16 protein-coding genes are annotated in these 15421 nt (G+C 63.3%); 11 read left to right on the plus strand and 5 right to left on the minus strand.

Features of this window, described 5'->3' with window-relative positions; genetic code table 11:
• Window positions 1-163, minus strand: a 163-nt coding sequence (locus VEI45_RS02185; RefSeq protein WP_324849747.1) for a 4Fe-4S binding protein, incomplete at its 3' end; no start/stop codon positions are given.
• A gap of 98 nt (window positions 164-261) precedes the next feature.
• Entirely contained in the window at window positions 262-909 is a 648-nt protein-coding gene (dosR, locus tag VEI45_RS02190; protein ID WP_324849696.1) for a hypoxia response regulator transcription factor DosR/DevR, read from the minus strand.
• A 394-nt stretch (window positions 910-1303) separates the two neighbouring features.
• Here dosR and VEI45_RS02195 point away from each other — a divergent pair, with 394 nt between their 5' ends.
• The gene (locus VEI45_RS02195) at window positions 1304-2278 is read left to right on the plus strand and encodes an Acg family FMN-binding oxidoreductase (RefSeq protein ID WP_324849697.1); all 975 of its coding nucleotides are present in this window, start codon (window positions 1304-1306) and stop codon (window positions 2276-2278) included.
• A gap of 8 nt (window positions 2279-2286) precedes the next feature.
• A complete protein-coding gene (locus VEI45_RS02200) occupies window positions 2287-3141 on the plus strand; it encodes a universal stress protein (protein ID WP_324849699.1) in 855 nt (284 codons plus the stop codon).
• Between the two features lie 133 nt (window positions 3142-3274).
• On the opposite strand, the gene VEI45_RS02205 is transcribed toward VEI45_RS02200, so the two are convergent.
• The 3 genes from VEI45_RS02205 to VEI45_RS02215 form a co-directional block, all read right to left on the minus strand.
• Window positions 3275-4183, minus strand: a complete 909-nt coding sequence (locus VEI45_RS02205; RefSeq protein ID WP_324849701.1) for a universal stress protein — start codon at window positions 4181-4183, stop codon at window positions 3275-3277.
• Between the two features lie 158 nt (window positions 4184-4341).
• Window positions 4342-6687, minus strand: a complete 2346-nt coding sequence (locus tag VEI45_RS02210; protein WP_324849704.1) for a CoA transferase — start codon at window positions 6685-6687, stop codon at window positions 4342-4344.
• Between the two features lie 52 nt (window positions 6688-6739).
• Window positions 6740-8203 carry an aldehyde dehydrogenase family protein gene (locus VEI45_RS02215; protein WP_324849706.1) on the minus strand — a complete coding sequence of 488 codons (1464 nt, stop codon included), beginning with the start codon at window positions 8201-8203 and terminating at the stop codon, window positions 6740-6742.
• Window positions 8204-8452: 249 nt separating this feature from the next.
• On the opposite strand from VEI45_RS02215, the gene VEI45_RS02220 reads away from it, so the two are divergent.
• The 9 genes from VEI45_RS02220 to VEI45_RS02260 all read left to right on the plus strand — a co-directional run bounded on the left by VEI45_RS02220 (window position 8453) and on the right by VEI45_RS02260 (window position 15416).
• Window positions 8453-9610, plus strand: coding sequence for a cytochrome P450 (locus VEI45_RS02220; protein ID WP_324849749.1), 1158 nt, complete (start codon window positions 8453-8455; stop codon window positions 9608-9610).
• Window positions 9611-9690: 80 nt separating this feature from the next.
• Entirely contained in the window at window positions 9691-10236 is a 546-nt protein-coding gene (locus tag VEI45_RS02225) for an FAS1-like dehydratase domain-containing protein (protein ID WP_414687381.1), read from the plus strand.
• A complete protein-coding gene (locus VEI45_RS02230) occupies window positions 10236-10643 on the plus strand; it encodes a Zn-ribbon domain-containing OB-fold protein (RefSeq protein ID WP_324849709.1) in 408 nt (135 codons plus the stop codon). Before VEI45_RS02225 ends, VEI45_RS02230 begins: the two co-directional genes overlap by 1 nt.
• Window positions 10640-11107: a MaoC family dehydratase gene (locus VEI45_RS02235; RefSeq protein ID WP_324849711.1), complete on the plus strand. Its 468-nt coding sequence runs from the start codon at window positions 10640-10642 to the stop codon at window positions 11105-11107. Before VEI45_RS02230 ends, VEI45_RS02235 begins: the two co-directional genes overlap by 4 nt.
• Window positions 11104-12273 carry a lipid-transfer protein gene (locus tag VEI45_RS02240; RefSeq protein WP_324849714.1) on the plus strand — a complete coding sequence of 390 codons (1170 nt, stop codon included), beginning with the start codon at window positions 11104-11106 and terminating at the stop codon, window positions 12271-12273. The genes VEI45_RS02235 and VEI45_RS02240 overlap by 4 nt, the downstream gene beginning before the upstream one ends.
• Window positions 12274-12280: 7 nt before the next feature.
• A complete protein-coding gene (locus VEI45_RS02245; RefSeq protein WP_324849716.1) occupies window positions 12281-12898 on the plus strand; it encodes a TetR/AcrR family transcriptional regulator in 618 nt (205 codons plus the stop codon).
• Window positions 12899-13025: 127 nt separating this feature from the next.
• Complete coding sequence (locus tag VEI45_RS02250) at window positions 13026-14006, plus strand: Acg family FMN-binding oxidoreductase (RefSeq protein ID WP_324849718.1); 981 nt, start codon at window positions 13026-13028, stop codon at window positions 14004-14006.
• A gap of 11 nt (window positions 14007-14017) precedes the next feature.
• Complete coding sequence (locus VEI45_RS02255; RefSeq protein ID WP_324849719.1) at window positions 14018-14848, plus strand: universal stress protein; 831 nt, start codon at window positions 14018-14020, stop codon at window positions 14846-14848.
• 28 nt (window positions 14849-14876) lie between these two features.
• Complete coding sequence (locus VEI45_RS02260) at window positions 14877-15416, plus strand: GNAT family N-acetyltransferase (protein ID WP_324849721.1); 540 nt, start codon at window positions 14877-14879, stop codon at window positions 15414-15416.
• Window positions 15417-15421: the final 5 nt, after the last annotated feature.

Genomic DNA, 15421 nt, shown 5'->3' on the forward strand with positions numbered 1-15421 from the left:
TCGCACCGACCCGGCAAGCCGATTTGCAGGCACCGCAATCCACGCACTCATCCGGATTGATGTATAACGCTCGTGCACCTTCATAAATACAGTCGACCGGGCACTCCTGGACACAGGACTTATCCATCACATCCACGCACGCTCTGCCGATCACATAGGTCATGACACTGAGGTTAGCTGAGCGCAAGCGCAACTAACCGTGGCCGATAGACCTGCAAACAGAGGACCAAAGTCCTTGCCAAAGCTTCTGATAAACGGGCCTCACGTATTAGGTCGCTGCGACCGCTCCACCTTGGTGGCGAAGACCGCAGCTTGCGTACGGCGCTCCATTCCCAACTTGGCCAGTAGCCGAGAAACATAGTTCTTGACCGTCTTCTCGGCCAAAAACATCCTGTCGGCAATCTGCTTGTTGGTCAGGCCTTCGCTGAGCAGACCCAGCAAGGTACGCTCCTGGCTGCTGAGACCCGATAGTGGATCAGGTTTCTCGGCCTCCCCGCGCAGTTTGGACATCAGCGCAGCGGCGGCACGATTGTCGAGCAGCGATCGCCCGGCACCGACATCCTTGACAGCCTGGGCCAATTCCATCCCCTTAATGTCCTTGACGACGTAGCCGCTGGCGCCGGCCAGGATTGCGTCGAGCATCGCCTCGTCGGAAGTGAACGACGTCAGCATTAGACAGCGCAAGTCGGGCATAGCGGACAACAGGTCGCGGCACAGTTCAATGCCGTTCCCATCCGGCAAACGAACGTCGAGCACCGCAACATCCGGGCGCGCCGCGGGGATCCTGGCCATCGCTTCGGCGACCGAACCTGCCTCGCCTACCACGTCGAGTTCAGTATCGGTTTTGAGCAACTCGATCAATCCCCGACGTACCACTTCGTGATCATCGACCAGGAAAACCGTAACCACAGCCAACCCCCTCCCAGGATGCATCGACTGCTTATAAGTAATGTCCGTGCACGGTGAGCACGGTGCATTCTACGCGTTCCGGTGAACCCAAGTGATGCCGTTGCGTCACGACCTGCGATCCGTCGACGCCTACCACTACCGACGGTGCTGAATCGAGGTTACGCATTTTAGCGGCTCCTTTGCAGGGCCGAAATCCCGCTTCCCATGTTAGGCATGGGCCCGCCGGGTTCCTTAGGGCCATTGGTCCTCGAATAGTGCGTATCGGGCACTGGCCAGCTTGATGACGGCGGTGTCTATGGAGGGGAGCCAGAGAGGTGACCAACGGCCCTGTCATCTCTGAGAGCTCGCGGCAAGGATGGGAACCAGGTAGAGATCGGAGGTTCGTATACCGGCCATGACACTGAAAGTCGAAATCATCAGAAATGCAGTGAGTTTGGCCTGCCGCGCCCCATCGCTGCACAACAGCCAACCTTGGCAGTGGGTAATCGAACATGGTGCGCTGCAGCTGTTCCTCGATCCCACCCGAGTTTTGGACTACGACCAATCACGCCGCGAAGCACTTATTGGTTGCGGGGCCGCGCTGCACCATTTGCAAGTGGCGATGGCGGCAAGTGGCTGGCGCGCGAAGGTCAACCGCTTCCCCGATTCGGAAGACCCAGACCACATCGCATCCCTCCGGTTCACCGCGGTGGACGATGTCACTGACGACGATCGCCGCCGCGCCGACGCAATTCTGATGCGGCGCACCGACCGGCTGCCTTTCAACGGGCCGACGGACTGGGAATCGTTCGAACCCATACTGCACAAAGTCGTCGACGTCGACGCCATACGCCTGGACGTGTTGCCGGACGATCTGCGTCCACAGCTAGCGGAGGCGTCGCAAATCGCCACATCGCTACGGCTCTACGATTCCGCTTACCATACCGAAATAGGTTGGTGGACTGGTCAATTCCGGGTATCAGACGGGATTCCGTACACTTCGCTGGTGTCACCAGCGGAGGGCGACCGGGTCGATGTCGGTCGGCACTTCCCGGCAGGTCGTGGCGGCGAACGGCGCATCGAAATTCCCGAAGACCACGCGAAGATCGTGCTGCTGTCCACTGATACCGACGGTCGTGCGGATGCGTTGGCTTGCGGTGAAGCGCTCTCAGCGGTCTTATTGGAATGCGCAATGGCCGGATTGGCTACCTGCACCCTGACGCATATTACCGAGGTCCGGACGACCCGTGACCTTGTCGCGACATTGATGGGCTCTGACAGCCATCCGCAGGTATTGATACGGGTGGGTATGGCACCTGCCATGGAAAATCTGCCGCCGGTCACCCCGCGGCGACCGCTCTCCGACGTCTTCCATGTACAGGCTGATTAGGAGGCACAATGCGCGAGCCGTATTCATCATCCCATCGCGTGGTCGTCGGTATCGACGGCTCGCGCTCAGCCCGGCAAGCCGCACTATGGGCCGTCGATGAGGCCATGGAGCGAGACGCCCCACTGCGATTGGTGTACGCGATCGATCCCTCCGAAAGCGAGCCCGACAAGACGGCTGCTGAACTCGCTATCGCCGAGGGTGCCATCCGCGACGCGTTCGCCGCCATCGAGTCGACGCGCAAGTCGGTCAAGATGGATGCCGAAGTAGTGCGTGACCGTCCGATCCCGGCTCTGCTGAAAGAATCATATTCTGCCACGATGGTTTGCGTCGGGTCGACCGGATTGAAGCACGCGGTGCACGGGCACATCGGTTCCACTGCGTCGGCTTTGGTCAGATCTGCACACTGTTCGGTGGCAGTGGTGCCGGTCAACGCAGCCCCGAGTCCCGCGGGCTCCGTTCTGGCGGTCGTGGACGAATCACCTGCCAGCAGTGCTGTATTGGACCTCGCGGTGCGGGAAGCCTGCCTACGCGGTGTCCCATTACGCGTGCTAGCGGTGCAGCCACCTCAAGAGGACGGCATGCATGATGCCGTCGAGACAGCGGCCGCGCCGGCGCGGCTTGAGCGTTACCTGGCGCCTTGGCGACGACGTCATCCGACTGCCGATATCCAGTCGATCACCGGCCACGGCGGCGTGGTCAACTGTTTGGAGTATCTGCACAGAGCCGCCGAGCCAGTCCAACTTCTCGTTTCGGATCCCCGGCACCCTGGGCCGACTGACATTCTGCTTGGACCCTCCGGCCGCGCTGCGTTGGACGCCGCCCGTTGCACCCTGCTGATTTGTGACCGGCGGCGCTGGTTGTGAGTTCAGTTCAAGGCGTTGCTAATTGAAGACGGCGCCGTCCAAGAAGGAAACAGCACACGGCAGGATGGACGTAGTTCCCGGTGGTTCTGTCAGCACTGGACCGGCGAACGCCCGACGGCGGTGCCAGAAGGCCCTAACCCTGGCGGGCCACAATCACCGGAACGTTCGCCGCATGGGCCACCGCCGTGCTGACCGACCCCAATAGCATTCCCGCGAATCCGCCGCGGCCGCGGCTGCCGACAACGACGAGCTGAGCCGACTCGGACTCGTCGAGCAGGTGTCGGGCAGGGTGGTCGCAGACGATCCGGGGATGAATGGTGACGTCCGGATAGCGTTCCAGCCAACCGGTCAGCCGGTCAGCCAGGGCTTGCGGCGGAATCGGATGATCGCCTGACCATTGCACATTCAGAACCTGTGGTATGTCCGCATCTCTATAGGCATGCAAGGCGACCAGGTCCACACCTCGTCGTGATGCCTCGTCGAACGCGATCTCGGTGGCCAATTCCGACACTGACGATCCGTCGACACCAACCACGACCGGAAGATTCGCGGGCTCGGGCGCGGACCCAACCGGGTCGTGGATTACCGCTACCGGGCAGTGCGCGTGATGGAGCAACCCGTTGCTGACCGATCCGAGCAGAACGCGGCTCACCGTGTTCTGCCCGCGACGTCCCACCACCACCATTTGTGCTTGCTTGGACAAATTGACGAGAGTGGACACCGGCACCGAAAAGTAGAGCTCACTCTTGATCTCCGGGAGGGCGCCGTCCTTCGCGCTGTCCTGCGCGATCTTGATCGCCTCGGCAATGACTTTTCGCCCTGCCTCCTCCAGCGCCGAGTCCTCCTCGGCGGGAATGGGGAGCGGCGCATCGGACAGCAGCCACGGTGCGGGTCCCCAAGCCGGCGTGACGACAATATGGACGAGGGTGAGCGGCACATTGCGCATGCTTGCCTCTCGCGCGGCCCACCGAACAGCACTCTCGGACGACGATGATCCGTCGACACCGACCAGGACACCTAGATGTGTTGCAGAATTCAGCATTTCGCTGCTTTTCTCCTTCGAGTCCGAACTCGGGCGAGTGTCCCGATGTCGATGACGCTAACCGCCTGGGCGGCCGTCAGCAATGAGGAATTGGTCCCTGCTCAATAGGCCGTTCGGCCTCGGTCGGACAGGTCACCAGGGCGTTCTACCGCGGAAAGCTATGCCCGCGTCACCCGATCGCCGATGATGCGGTCACGACGTAGGGCATCCAGCTCATCGCCGGACAGTCCCAGGCCGCTCAGGATCTCGTCGTTGTGTTGGCCGAGTGTCGGCGGCGCGAAGCGGTGGTGCCGAGCAGGACCGGGAGTGATGCGGAACGGCCACCCGGGATAGCGGTGCCGGCCGGTGATCGCATGCTCGTAATCCTCGTAATACCCGCGCGCATCGAGTTGCGGTACGTCATACATCCGCTCGGGTGTGATTACCTCCTCGCCGGGAATATCGCGTTCCCGAAGAGCCGCAACGATATTGGCGGACGACTGCATTTGAGTCCAGGCGGCGACGACCTGATCGAATAGGTCATGGGCGGCCGTGCGGCGATCGGCCGTCGCCAACTGGTCATCCTCGAGCAGCCCGGGGCGACCCATCGCGTCGACCAACTGCGACCAGTCGTTGCCGTCGCGCACCGACAGCGCCACCCATACATCGTCGGTGTCGGTCGGGTAGACACCCTGGCAGTAGCCACGATGCCGGTTGCCGGCGCGCGGGCGGACGATCTCGTTCATCGAATACTCGATCACTGGTTCGGCAGTGACGGCGGCGGCGACTTCGATCTGCGCGACCTCGATCAGCTGGCCTTCGCCGGTGCGGCGGCGGTGCTCGAGCGCGGCGAGCAGCGCAACGCCAGCGTGCACCCCGACGATGGGATCGGCAGGGCCCTGCACGTTGCACGGTGGACCGTCCGCGTAGCCGGTCACGGCCGACATGCCGGAGACCTGTTCGATGTTCAGCGCCCAGCCCACGTATTCCCGCCACGGGCCGTCGAGGCCGAATCCTGGCATACGCACCATGATTACGTCCGGGCGCAGCGCTACCAGCGACGGGTAGTCCAGCCCGAACTGCTCCACTACCCGTGGAGAAAAGTTCTCCACAACGATATCCGCCTGCGCGGCAAGCCGTCGTGCGAGTTCGCGGCCGGGCCGCGAGGTCAGGTCCAGGGTGACATCTCGCTTGTTGAGGTTTGTTGCCTGCCACAGCGCGCTGCGTTCGTACCAGTCGTCGCCCTCGTGGGGATACGTCGCGGAATAGCGAAATCCGTCGGGCCGCTGGATCGACTCGACCTTGACGACATCGGCACCGAAGGCGGCGAGGTAACAGGTGAGGTATCCGCCCGCCCAGAAGGTGGTCAGGTCAAGGACTTTCATCCCGGCGAACGGCAGAGACGGATCGGTCATCTCGCTGGCCGGCCAGACTCCACAGGATCGTGCACTGGCCGGCATCGCCGGCGGCTTCGAGAGACGAAACGGCGGGCCCGGACGCCGGAAAGACCAATCCCGTCCTCCGCCGTCGACGAAGAATCCCCGCTTGACGTACTGCGGGCAGTCCAGCGCGGTGGCGCCGTCTGCTACCGGCGCCGCCGGAATACGCAGTGCCTGACTCAATTCGACGATCTCGGCAACGGTTCGCTCGCTGAGCCAGGGCTGGGCGGCGGCGAAGAATTCTGCCCGCTCCGGACCGCCCAACATGATGGCGAACTGCAGCTCGCCGAACTCCGGCAGTCCGAGCATGGCGCACACGTCGAGCCAGTGCTGTCCGGTCAGGCAGTTGATCCCGACCCAGCCGTCGCCCGCCCGGACGACACCCAGCATGGGGCCCGAGCGGATGTTGGACGGCAGGCCCAACGTGCGCACTTTTTCGGCCAGCAGCATCGGGTAAGGCAACGTGGACAGCAGTGCCTCGAAAACCGAGAGGTCGACCTCGGTCACCCGACCCTTGGACGCGATTCGCAGCGCCGTCAACGCGCCCAAGGCGGCGTAGCCGCCCGCGACATATTCGGCGATCCGGGCGCCTGCCTGGACGGGAGGGCGGTCGGGATCGCGTGCCGTGATCCAGCCCGACGCCGCCTGAATTGTCAGCGGTGTCTCCGCGCGATCGCGAAACGGCCCGTGCTGCCCGAAGTTTGAGATGTGCACCACGACCAGGCCCGGGTTGATGTTTTGCAGCGCGTCGACTCCGAGTCCGGCTTTGTCCAGGGTTCCGAGGGCCAGCGCGTCGATCAGGACATCGGCGTCGCTGATGAGCTCGCGTACGACCGCCGCCTGGCTTTCACGCATGATGTCGAGGACTTCGCCATGCTTGCCAGTGTTGAGGTACTCGAACAGCCCGCAACGATCGGGGCGTGGTTCGCCGCCGGGAAACGGACCCCATCGGCGCAGCGAATCCCCTTCCGGTCCTTCAATTTTGATGACGTCGGCGCCGAGGTCGACGAACAGTTTGCCGCAGTAGGGACCTGAGATCTCGTTGGCGATCTCGATGACGCGAAGCCCGTCCAGGGCTCCGGTCATGTGCGCCACTCCTCAACCCCGGCTGCGCCGGCGTCTTCGTCGTCGGCGCGGCTCATGCGGGCAGTCCCATGGCCTTCGGCTCCATGTACTGGCGAATTCCCATGATGCCGCCGCTTTCTCGGCCGAACCCGCTCTGGTTGAAGCCGCCGAATGGCGCACCGCCGGGACCAAAACCGTTGACCGCGATCTGGCCGGTGCGCACCCGGCGAGCGACGGCGACCGCACGGTCCACGTCGGTACCCCACACCGCGCCGGAAAGTCCGTACTGCGAGTTGTTCGCGATCCGCACCGCGTCGTCGTCGTCGCCGTAGCGCAGCACCGACAGCACCGGTCCGAACACTTCTTCCTGGGCGATGGTCGCATCAGGCGTGACCTCGGTCAGGATCGTCGGTTCGAAGTAGAACCCGGTATCCAAGCCGGCCGGCCGGCCGCCGCCGGACACCAGCTTGGCGCCATCGTCGAGCGCCCGGTCCACGTGTGCCTGAACGCGTTGCAGCTGTGCGGCGCTGATCAGTGGACCCATCTGCACCTCGGGATCGGTGGGATCGCCGACCTTCACTGCGCGGGCCAGCGCTACCAGCCGATCGACCACCTCGTCGTGGATCGATTCGGGAAGCAACAGCCGGCTGTGCAGAATGCAGGCCTGTCCGGCGTGGAACGAGCAGGACTCGAACAGCATCCGCTCCAGCAGCTCGTCGCTCAGCGCAAAGTCGTCGAGCACGATACTGGCCGACTTGCCTCCGCACTCGAGCAGCAACCGCTTCATGGTGCCGCCGGCCGCGGCCATCACTTCCCGGCCGACCGCCGAGCTCCCGGTGAAGCTCACCATGTCGATCCGTGGGTCGACCGTCAGCATCCTGCTGGACTCGATATCGGAGGGGGTGACCACGTTGACCGCACCCGGTGGAATGTCGGTGTGCTCGTCGATGATTCGGGCCAGAGCCAGACCGGCGAGCGGGGCCAGTGGTGACGGCTTGAGCACGACGGTGTTGCCCGCGGCCAGCGCGGCGCACAGCTTCATGACGTTGAGCGTGTGCGGAAAGTTCCACGGCGTCAGAATCGACACCACGCCGAGTGGCTCATAGCGCAGCAGCGCCGTTCCCGCAGCGCCGTAGGCATCGATCTGCTCCTCGACGGGATGGGTGGCAAGTTCTGCGCTGTTCAATGCCGCGAACGCCGGTCCCTCGACGTGGATGGTCCGCTCGTTGCCGGTGCATCCCCACTCGCGCTGCGCCAGCGCGAAGAACTCGTCGGCATACGCGAGCAATGCCTCGCCGAGTTGGTTGAGCCAGCCGGCCCGCTGCTCGGGTCCGGCATCGGCCCACGGCCCGGCGTCGAACGCGGTGCGGGCGGCCGCGATCGCACTGTCGACCTGGGCGGGACTCGGGTCAGGTACGGAGGCGATCACCGCCTCGGTGGCCGGACTGATGTCGTCGTAGCGGCCATTCTCGGGTTCTATCCACTGTCCGTCGATATAGACCGCGTAGGTGTCGATGAGTGAGCGTTGGTCAGCCATGTTGATTCCTTCGGACGGTCTGGCGGCTCAACGTTTGGTGTACACCTGTCGGGCTGCTGCCGTCAATGGTCTAGGTTGCAGTCCGACTGCTACACGCCTATTTCTGCTCCACAGCAAGCATATTGACATTACCGGGACCGCCAGAGTAAACAGAGTGCACCGAACACATCGTATGGAGATGTACGATCACGGCTGTCCCATCATGTCCAGGGAGGCGACGTGCACGCTAGGTCTTGTTCGGCGGTCCCACTGCACTCCCCCGACTTCTACGCCGGCGATCCCTATCCGGCATACCGCGAGCTGCGTGCGACGGCGCCGGTGTGCTGGAACGACGTCACCAACTTCTGGGCGCTGCTCCGCTACGAAGACATCCGCTTCGTGTCGAGCAACCCGGCCATGTTCACCTCGACCAAAGGAATCTCCATCCCCGACCCGGCGATGCCCAACCCGGTCCAGCCGGGAAACCTCATCTTCACCGACCCACCGCGGCACCGACAGCTGCGCAAGCTGATCAACTCGGGGTTCACCCGGCGCCGTGTGGCCGTCCTGGAGCCGAAGATCCGTGAGATCGTTCGGGGAATCCTCGACGGGTTGCAACCGAATTCCGTACACGAGTTCGCCGAAGAGATCGCCGCTCCGCTGCCGACCCGGATGATCGCCGAGCTGATCGGCGCTCCGCCGGACGACTGGGAACAGTTCCGGGCCTGGTCGGACGCGGCCACCGGAACCGCCGATCCGGAGATCCACCTCGACCCAATGGTGGCCGTCGGGCAGCTCTTCGAGTATTTCCAAAAGCTGATCGGGGCCAGGCGGATCGAACCACGCGAAGACTTGCTGTCGGTTCTGGCCGGCGCCGAGATCGACGGAGACCGGCTCACCGACGAAGACTTGCTCAACTTCGCGTTTCTACTGCTCGTCGCCGGCAATGAGACCACCCGCAATCTGATCGCGCTGGGCACCCTCGCGCTGATCACGCACCCCGACCAGTATCGCCTGCTGGTTGATGATCCCGCGCTGATCCCGGGCGCTGTCGAGGAGATGCTGCGGTGGAACAGCCCGGTGGTCCACATGGCGCGTACAGCCAACGTCGACGTCGAGATCCGCGGTCAGCGCATCGCCGAAGGCGACGTGGTGGTCATGCTGTACGGCTCGGCTAACCGTGATGAGGACGTATTCGGTTCCGACTCAGAAGAATTCAAAGTGACCCGCCACCCGAACCCGCACATCGCGTTCGGCTGCGGTGAACATTCGTGCGTTGGCGCGCAACTGGCGCGGTTGGAGGCAACGGTGATGTTCGAGGAGCTGCTGCACCGCTTCCCCGGGCTCGAGCTGGTCGGGGAGGTCGACCGGATGCGGGCCACCATGGTGCCCGGGGTCAAGCGGATGCCGCTTTTGTTGGGAACCTGACCCGCGCCGGCGACGATGCAGAGCGCAGCGATGGGGAGGAGCGGCGCACATGACCGAAGTAGAGGAGGACGAAACGAGTGGTGGACGAAGAGAGCGAGCTCCACACCAAGCTGAGGGCGCTAGTCGGCCAACCCACCGGCGGCACGGGAAAGCCGTCGGTGGCGCCCGATCCGGTCAATCAACCGATGATCCGGCACTGGGCATACGCGCTCGCTGACATGAATCCCGTCTACCTCGACCCGGAGTTCGCGGCCGCGTCGCGGTTCGGCGGCATCGTGTCACCGCCGGTCATGCTGCAAACCTGGACGATGCCCTCGCCGAACCTGGAGGGCATCGGAGAGCGGGGCGGCGCACCGATGGAGATCAAGAACAATCCCACGGCGTTTCTCGATGAGGCCGGCTACAGCAGTACGGTGGCGACCAACTCGGAGTTCGAAATCGAGCGCTATCCGCGGCTGGGCGACGTTATCAGCGCGACGTCGGTGTTCGAGGACGTCTCCGACGAGAAGAAGACGGCGCTGGGCACCGGTTTCTTTCTGACGTGGGTGATCACCTACACCGATCAGAACGGTGAAGTGCTGGGGCGCCAGCGATTTCGCGTTCTGCGATTCAGGCCGGAACGCTGATGGCGTCCCGACTGGCACCGACCATCAGCCCGGACACCGAGTTCTTCTGGAACGGGCTGCGCGACCACAAGCTGCTGATCCAGCGCTGCAACCGATGCGGAGCGCTGCGCAATCCGCCGCGGCCGATGTGCCCCGCGTGCCGCTCCCTGGGTTGGGAGGCGATCGAGTCGTCCGGCCGCGGCACTGTCTACAGCTACGTGATGCCGCACGAACCTCGGTTCCCGTTCTTTGACTATCCCTACATTGTCGTCCTGGTGCAGCTGGCCGAGGGCGTACGGCTGCTGTCGAATCTGTGTGATATCGACCCCGCGGACGTCACGGTCGGGATGCCGGTCGAAGTCTGTTACCAGACGTTTGATAACGACCTGGTGCTCCACCAGTTTCGGCCGGCGGAAGGAAATCGATGACGACCACCCGGGCTCGCGGAACGACTTCGAAAAAAACCCTGCAGTGGGTCGACATCGAGGTCGGTGACGAGGTGACGCCACTCGAGATCCCGATCACCACCACGATGATCGTCGCCGGCGCGATCGCATCGCGTGACTTCATGCCGGTGCACCACGACCGCGACTATGCCAACAAGCAGGGGTCGCCCAACTTGTTCATGAACATCTTGACCTCCAACGGCTATTGTGTGCGTTTCCTCACCGATTGGGCCGGACCCGAGGCGATGGTCACCAAACTGTCGATTCGCCTCGGCGTGCCGTGTTTTCCGGACGATCCCTTGCGCTTCACCGGCAATGTGACCGGCAAGGCCGAAGGATCAGATGGCGAGAACTTCGTCGAGGTGACCTTCAAGGCGTCCAACAGCCTTGGCGATCACGTCTCCGGCACCGCCGTTCTCAGCTTGCTCGACGGAGCAGGCGCATGAGCGGCTCGCTGCCCGGCAGCTGCGCCATCGTCGGCATCGGCCAGACCGAGTTCTCCAAGGAATCCGGCCGCAGCGAGCTGCAATTGGCGTGCGAAGCGGTCAGTGCTGCGCTCGACGATGCCGGCTTGGCGCCCGGCGATGTCGACGGCATGGTCACCTTCACGATGGACTCCAGTGACGAGATCGACATCGCCCGAAATGTCGGCATCGGTGACCTGAATTTCTTCAGCCGCGTACATCACGGCGGCGGGGCGGCGGCGGGCACGGTGGTGCATGCGGCGATGGCGGTCGCGTCTGGCGTGGCCGATGTGGTGGTGTGCTGGCGTGCCTTCAACGAACGTTCCGGCTTTCGCTTCGGCGGCAGCGGACGCACTAGCGCGGAGACCCCGCTGTTCATGGCGCACTACGCGCCATTCGGATTGATCACTCCCGCAGCGTGGGTCGCGATGCACGCGCAGCGCTACATGTCGACCTACGGAGTCACCAACGAGGACTTCGGCCGCATCGCCGTGGTGGACCGCATGCACGCGGCCAAGAACCCCAACGCGTGGTTCTACCAGCGTCCGATCACGCTGGAAGACCACCAGAACTCCCGCTGGATCATCGAACCCGTTCTGCGACTGCTTGATTGCTGCCAGGAAAGCGACGGCGGGGTCGCGCTGGTGGTCACCAGCGCCGAACGCGCCCGCGACCTGCGGCAGCCGCCGGCGATCATCACCGCCGCCGCGCAAGGCGCAGCCGCCGACGGTGAAATGATGACCAGCTACTACCGCGACGACATCACCGGGCTCCCGGAGATGGGCGTGGTCGCGAACCGGCTGTGGCACGATTCTGGCTTGAAGCCGCAGGACATCCAAACCGCCTTCATCTACGACCATTTCACCCCGTTCGTGTTCACCCAGTTCGAGGAACTCGGATTCTGCGGGCGTGGCGAAGCCAAAGACTTCGCCACCGTCGAGCGGCTTTCGTTGGGTGGAGAACTGCCGATCAATACCAACGGCGGACTGCTCGGCGAGGCCTACATCCACGGGATGAACGGCATCACCGAGGGCGTCCGCCAGATACGCGGAACCTCGTACAACCAAGTCGACAACGTCGAGCACGTGCTCGTCACGTCGGGCACCGGGGTGCCCACCAGCGGTCTGATTCTCGCGCCGGATAGGTGACGGTGCGGTGATGACTCAAGCCACCGCGAACGATACCCGCGAGCTCATCGTGGAGTCCGCATATACCTGCTTTCGCAAGCAAGGACTGCAAAAAGCCACGATCGTCGACATCGCGAAGATGGCGGGTGTCTCCCGCAGCACGATTTATGAGTATTTCCGCGACAAGGCCGCCATCGTCGAAGCCTGCGCCGAACATGCTTCCGAGCAGTTCTATCGCCAGATGTCCACGTCGATGGAGCGGGGCAGCTCGCTGGAGGACAAGCTCAGCCGCGCAGCGGTGTTCGTAACCCAGGCCCGACGGGTCATCGCCTCGGAGAAATACTTCGACGAAGAAGCGATCAGCCTGCTGCTGACCAAAGACGCCGCCGTCTTGCTGCGCGAATGCGTCGACTTCATCGCGCCCCACCTCGCCGCCGCCAAGCTAACCGGCGAGGTTCGCAAAGACCTCGACACCCAGTCTACCGGTGAATGGTTCGCGCGCATCCTGTTCTCGCTGTTCAGCACGCCGTCATCGACGCTGGACATGGACAACCCCGATGTCGTCGCCGACTTTGTGCGTGCACATCTGGTCCGGGGGTTCGCCAACGATCGCCGGCGGCCAAGACGCGCAGTCGACGCGCGATAACAGCCCGCCTGGGCACGGCCCGATGGCACCCGGATGGAGGACTAATGGCCCTGCTGTCGGCAGCGCCGCCCGACAATCGTTGACGGCAGATATCGTTGACGGCAGATAACGATCAGGAGGTCGAGAAATGCCTGCCACCGCGGTGCAAACCGAAGTCATCGAGAACGCGGTGAGGTCGGCGTGCCGCGCCCCGTCACAGCACAACAGCCAACCCTGGCAGTGGGCATTCGACGGTGATCAACTCCGGTTGTTCCTCGATCAAAGTCGAGTAATGGGCACCGACCAGTCCTCGCGAGAGGGGCTGATCGGTTGCGGCGCCGCCCTCGATCATCTTCGGGTAGCGATGGCCGCGGCCGGTTGGCAGTCACACGTTAACCGGTTTCCAACTCCCGACAACCCGAATCACCTGGCCTCGATCCGATTCACCCCGATCGATTCTGTGACTGATCAAGATCGGCGTCGCGCCAACGCAATCTGGGCACGCCGCACCGACCGCCTGCCGTACACCGGACCAACGGACTGGCAATCCTTCGAACCGATGCTAGCCGGCGCGGTCGACGAAGCGGCCGTGCACCTGGACATACTCCCTGACGATTCGCGTCCCCGACTTCTGGATGCAGCCCAGCTCGCCGAATCGTTACGGTTCTATGATATTCCTTATCATGACGAACTCCATTGGTGGACAGCACCGTTCGAGGCATCGGAAGGTATTCCCTACAGTGCCCTGGTTTCGGCAGACGAGGGTGACCGAGTCGGGATAGACCGGGTGTTCCCGGTCACCCATCAGACCGAACGACGCGCCGAAATTCCCGAAGACCACGCCAAGATCCTGCTGCTGTCCACCGAGGCCAACGGTCGCGCCGACGCATTGGCTTGCGGCGAAGCGCTTTCGGCGGTCTTGCTGCAATGCACGATGGACGGCCTCGCCACCTGCCCGGTGACACATCTCACCGAGCTCTATGTCACCCGCGAAATCATCCAGTCGCTGATGGATCACGATGGCGTACCGCAAATCCTCGTCCGGGTGGGCGTGGTGCCGGTCACCGAAGACACGCCGCCGCCCACGCCGCGGCGACCCCTGTCCGAAGTTCTACAGTTGAAAAGTTGACGGGAACAGCGATGCGCGATTCAAACACACCGCAACCCGCTGTCGTCGTCGGCATCGACGGATCTCAAGCCGCGATCCACGCCGCGGAATGGGCCGTCGATGAGGCTGTCAGTCAAGAGATCCCGCTGCGCCTAGTCCAGGTGATCCCTGAAGAGGTCGAGCCTGCACCGCTCGCGTCGGTCGGCAACGTGCGGATGGAACTCGAATATGGGCAGACCGCGCTCAGGATCGCCAGCGCCGCAGTGGAAGCCACCGGAAAGCCGGTCAAAGTCGAAACCGCAATTCTGCAGGGTGATCCCGCGGCGACGCTCATCGCCGAATCCCGCAACGCCGAGATGATCTGCGTCGGTTCGGTGGGAATTGGACGCTTTGCGCGCGCGTTCTTGGGTTCCACTGCCGCCGAGCTTGCCGAGGCCGCCCACTGTCCGGTCGCAATCATCCGCACTCAGCAGAGCCAACCGAAACCCGACAGCGCCTTGATCGTGGTCGCAGTCAACGATTCACCAGACAACGACGACGTCGTCGAGCAAGCGATAAGGGAGGCACAGCTGCGCCAGGCACCGGTTCTTGCCGTCGGAGTGTTGCGAAAAGATACCGGGGACATGCCCAACGCAGAGCTGAATCGACGGGTGCAGCGCTGGAGTCGGCGCCACCCTGGCCAAAAAATCTACGCCGGTGCCACCCGAACCGACATTGCAGACTTCCTTGCCGTAATGGACAAAACGATACAGCTCGCCGTAATCGGCAGCACCGATGTTGACCAGGTCGCGCGTCTCATTGGGCCACACCGCCATCCCATCCTGGGGCATGCAGAGTGCTCGGTGCTGATTGTCCGGTCCTAGTACACGCGAAATACCCAGGCGGCTGACAATGACCGGAAGCAAGCCTGTGCACGATGGTGTTACTTCGACGCTTCGCGATGGCGCCACGGTATCGTTGCGGCGGCTCGGATCGGCGGATATCGACGCGGTCATCGCGCTGCACAAAACGCTCAGCGACCGCGAACTCTACTTGAGATTCTTCACGATGCATCCGGTGTATCGGAAAACTCTGGTTGACAAGCTCACGGACGGCAGCAGCGAAACCTACGCACTGGGCGCCTTTGAATCCGGTACGTTGATCGGCGTCGCCGACTACGCGACGTGCGGGAAGCCGGCAACCGCGGATGTCGCAGTTGCCGTCGCCCACGAAGATCACCTGCGCGGGGTTGGAACCGCCTTGCTACGGCGGCTCGCACAGATCGCCCACGACAACGGAATTCAGCACTTCGTCGCAGATGTCTTGGCGACGAATCACTTGATGTTCAAAGTGCTCCACGATGCCGGCCTGCGTCCGCAACACAAGAGCTATGACTGTGGTGTCGTGCACTTTGACATCGACTTGGCTGCATTCTCACTCGAGTCCGGCTGAACGAT

It is taken from the genome of Mycobacterium sp., from assembly GCF_035623875.1.
GTDB lineage: Bacteria > Actinomycetota > Actinomycetes > Mycobacteriales > Mycobacteriaceae > Mycobacterium.